The organism is Paenibacillus sp. 01L418 (assembly GCF_056400045.1).
In genome coordinates, this window is the sequence record NZ_JBFTSN010000484.1 from 1 (window position 1) to 4,392 (window position 4,392).

Below are 4,392 nucleotides of genomic sequence, written 5' to 3' on the forward strand. Positions count from 1 at the left end.
AGCGTGATATATCCCGCATTTTGGATCGTTACGGTGAAGAGAAGTTTGCTCGGTCCATCGCTAGAAATATTGTGAAGGCACGAGAAAAGGCGCCCATTGAGAAGACTGGTGAATTAGCTGAATTGATAAAAATATCGATTCCTGCTGCAACTAGGCGCACAGGCGGACATCCCGCCAAACGCTCCTTCCAAGCGCTTCGTATCGCAGTAAACGATGAGCTGGGAGCAGAAGAAGAAGCTTTGGAGCAAACGATTCGCTGTTTAGCCCCTGGCGGCAGAGCATCGGTGATCACTTTTCATTCGCTTGAAGATCGTATATGCAAGCAATTGTTTGCAAAGTTTGTGGAGAAATGTACATGCCCGCCCGATTTTCCGTTATGTGTATGYGGCAATGCTGGGAAAGTGAAATTAGTCAATCGTAAGCCGATCGTACCTTCAGAGAGAGAGCTAGAGCTCAACCCGCGTGCAAGGTCGGCCAAGCTTAGAGTTGCAGAAAAATTGTAAGAGGGGGATTTGAATTGGCGTATGTGAATGGCAATTTAGCGCTGCAGCCTAAGCGAAAGCAGGATCAGCAACCGGTTATCAAGGAAACGAAGCGGCTTGTTAAAACTCGTAAATCCTTACCGGTTCAGGAGAAGTTGTTGTATATGTTTACTGTATTAATGTGCGTTGTAGTTGCTGGTGTCATTATTTTACGCTACGCGCAAATCTATGACATGAGCCTCGAAATTAAAAAGTTGAATAGCGAATACCAGACGATGAATGTAGAGATGGAAGACTTGAAGAAACAAGTAGAGATGCTCAGTGATTCAGAACGTATACGCAAGCTTGCAGAGACCCAAGGAATGGTTAGCTCTATTGAGAGTGGAATTACCGTAAATACAGGTGACGACGCGATAAAATCAGCAATGAGTGAATAGGGTGAGCGATGATGAAAAAACGAATTAGATTGCGGACACTATTGTTTGGAGGGGTAATGACCCTCCTTTTTCTTGTTTTAATAAGCCGAATTTATATTGTGCAAGTAGTAGAAGGCGCCAAATGGTATGGACTTGCAAAGGAAAGATGGTCCACTGAAGAAAAGCTGCTGGCCAAGCGTGGCACGATCGCCGATCGTAACGGGAGTGTTCTGGCAATGGATACGATCGCTTATAATGTGACGTTAAATCCGAAGCTGATTAACGATCAGGAACTTACAGAAGAAATTATAAATGGTTTGCATGACATCCTTGGCACTTCTAAGGAAGAGCTCCGGAAAAATGTAACTGCTAAAAAAGAGGACGGGAATTACTTTGTATATCGGGAGGTGCGTAGCGGAGGCTGGCAAATTGACAAAGCACATGCCGATAAAATTAAACAGTTCCGTGAAGATTTAGCCAAAGAAAAGGAGGTATATAGCGTCGGCATCGATTTGCAAGAAAATTTAAAACGGTATTATCCTAAAAATTCTCTAGCTGCACAGCTTGTCGGTTATTTGGATAAAGAGGGTGTCGCCATGACTGGCGTTGAAGCTTCATTCAATGAGCAGCTATCTGGTGAGGACGGCTATATCAAGTATGAGAAGGACGGAAAACGCGTTCAGCTCACGGAGGGTGAAGTAGACTACAAGCCAGCCAAAGACGGTCAATATGTACAGCTGACGATCGATAACGAAATTCAGCATTATGTAGAGGAAGCGCTGCAGGAAATTATGAAAACCTATTCTCCTAAGAGCGCTACAGCGATTGCTGCTGATCCAAATACGATGGAAATTTTGGCGATGGCAAACATGCCGCAATATAATCCGAATGAATATTGGAAAAACAACTCGAACTCTTACAATCATGCGATTAAATCTTTATATGAGCCCGGCTCAACCTTCAAAATTGTAACGCTGGCTTCAGCGGTTGAAGAAGGTTTGTTTAATCCAGATGAATTATACAAATCAGGTCAAATTAAACTGAAAGGTGTACCTAATCCAATCCGTGATATTAAGCGAGAGGGATGGGGAACCATTTCATTTTTGGATGGCTTGAAATATTCAAGTAACGTTGCCTTCGTCAAGCTTGGTTATGAGAGATTAGGGGAACAGAAGCTGAGAGAATATTACACGAATTTTGGATTTGGGCAAAAAACAGGCATTAAGCTTGGGAATGAGCTAAGCGGTACGATTAACTTTAAATACCCGAGTGAGATTGCGAATGCTACCTTTGGACAAGGGGTAGTTACGGTTACGCCTATACAACAGGTTGCAGCAGTCGCGGCAGTCGCTAACGGCGGAAAGCTGTTTCAACCACAAATCGTAAAAAGCATGACAGATCCGTCGACCAAAACGACGACGACTTTCGAACCGAAGATGGTTCGCCAAGTGATCTCAGAGGAAACCTCTAAAAAAGTCGGTGAGTATTTGGAGCAGGTTGTATCGGATCAGGATAAGGGGTCCGGTAAAAACGCTTATATCGAGGGTTACCGAGTAGCAGGTAAAACAGGAACCGCTCAAAAGGTTACTACGGTAAATGGAAAAAGCGGCTATTCTGATTCCAAATATGTTGTTTCATTTATTGGCTATGCGCCGGTTGATAATCCGAAAATTGTCGTTTATGTCGTCGTAGATGAGCCAAATACTACTTTTGCTTCTGGGGGAAAGATCGCTGCTCCAGCTTTTAAACAAATCGTTCTCAAAAGCTTGCGTAAAATGGGAGTAGCGCCTAACTATCCGGCTGGTTCTGCAAACTCGAAGAAGGAAGCGACAATAACGGTTCCAGATTTAACAGAGTTTAAAGTTCAACAAGCGAAAGCAGAATTAACAGCGAAGGCCATGACATTTGATTTGATCGGAAATGGTAAAACCGTGCTGCAGCAAATACCTGCTCCCGGTTCAGCCGTACACCCGACACAGCGAATATATTTAATAACGGAGCAGCGTGAAAAGCTGGCTATCCCTGATCTGACTGGGGTTTCGCTGCGGGATGCTCTTGAATTAACCTCTCTTATCGGCATTCGGCTCATTCCGGAGGGGCAAGGGTTTGTTGTGTCTCAGAAGGAAGAGACTTTGAATAAAGTAAGAGTGCTCAAAGTTGTACTTGCTCCTCCGACAGGTAAAGAAGGCCAATCCGGCAATGCGGAAACAAACCCTGATGCGACAGAAGGCGGCGATAAGGGTAGTGAGGATGGAAAAGAAGATGAAGCTGGCACCAACGGTGGAACCTCCGAGGGTCAGACAACTTCAAATGGGGATCAGGCTGCTAATTCCAATACAAGCAGTAATGGTAACGCTGCTCCTGAGTGATCCATATATCGAATTATTAAGGGATCTAATATGATGTTGCTTAAAGCTTGTTCTATCATCCGCTTGTCCCGAATAATCTGGGAATGAGCGCAATTGTGCGCTCCTTTCGAAACGGTCAAGCGGAGGGGGAACAAGCGATGAAGGTATCTAATGTAACGGTTAGACGACGTTTATTTATCGTGCTCATACTTGCTGGGGTGTCATTCCTAGCATTATGTGTGAGACTTAGCTTTGTACAACTATGGCAAGGTGAGCAGCTGGCGGATAAAGCAGAGGATTCATGGAGACGCAACATCCCATACGTAGCCAAGCGAGGTGAAATCGTTGATCGCAACGGTATTCAGCTCGCCTATAACGTAAGCTCACCTACCGTATATGCGATTCCTGTCCAAATCAAGGATCAACAGGCTGCAGCAGCAGCGCTTGCCCCTTTGCTCGACATGTCGCAAGAAACGCTCTATAAAAAAATTAAAACACGAGCGTTGATCGTTAAGCTTGGCCCAGGCGGGCGAAAAATTACGATTGATAAAGCTGAACAAATACGAGAGCTGGGTCTTGATGGCATCGTTGTAGCTGAAGACAACAAACGATTTTATCCCTTCGGCAGTTTAGCRGCGCATGTGCTAGGTTTTACGGGGATCGACAATCAAGGCTTAACCGGTGTAGAAGCAAAATATAATACAGAGTTAAGCGGTATCGGAGGCAGCGTATCCTTCTTGTCAGATGCAGCGGGCAGACAAATGCCGAATTCTTCGGACACCTACGTGGAACCTAAGGACGGGCTTACGATGCAGCTTACGATCGATAAGCAAATTCAGACGGTTATGGAACGTGAGCTAGATCAAGCGATGACGAATTTACAGCCTAATGGTATAATCGCGATTGCGATGGATCCGAATAACGGTGAAATTTTAGGCATGGCGAGCAGACCTACTTACGAGCCAGACAAATATCGAGAGGTTCCAACTGAGGTTTATAATCGAAATCTTCCTATTTGGATGACATACGAGCCAGGCTCTACCTTTAAAATAATCACGCTTGCGGCAGCCCTTGAGGAAAAAAAGGTTGATCTGAAAAACGAACGTTTTTTTGATCCAGGCGCTATTGAGGTGGGCGGTGCTAGAC

General features: G+C 44.8%; 4 protein-coding genes. All 4 read left to right on the forward strand.

The features are described from left to right. Positions 1-503, forward strand: a 503-nt coding sequence (rsmH, locus tag AC1DSE_RS30920; RefSeq protein ID WP_477528747.1) for a 16S rRNA (cytosine(1402)-N(4))-methyltransferase RsmH, incomplete at its 5' end; no start/stop codon positions are given. Positions 504-526: 23 nt separating this feature from the next. Continuing rightward, complete coding sequence (gene ftsL / locus AC1DSE_RS30925; RefSeq protein WP_256710903.1) at positions 527-919, forward strand: cell division protein FtsL; 393 nt, start codon at positions 527-529, stop codon at positions 917-919. 56 nt (positions 920-975) lie between these two features. Next, a complete protein-coding gene (locus tag AC1DSE_RS30930) occupies positions 976-3,267 on the forward strand; it encodes a penicillin-binding transpeptidase domain-containing protein (protein ID WP_477510077.1) in 2,292 nt (763 codons plus the stop codon). Positions 3,268-3,404: 137 nt separating this feature from the next. Then, positions 3,405-4,392: penicillin-binding transpeptidase domain-containing protein (locus AC1DSE_RS30935; protein WP_477528748.1), on the forward strand; the 988-nt coding region annotated here is incomplete at its 3' end.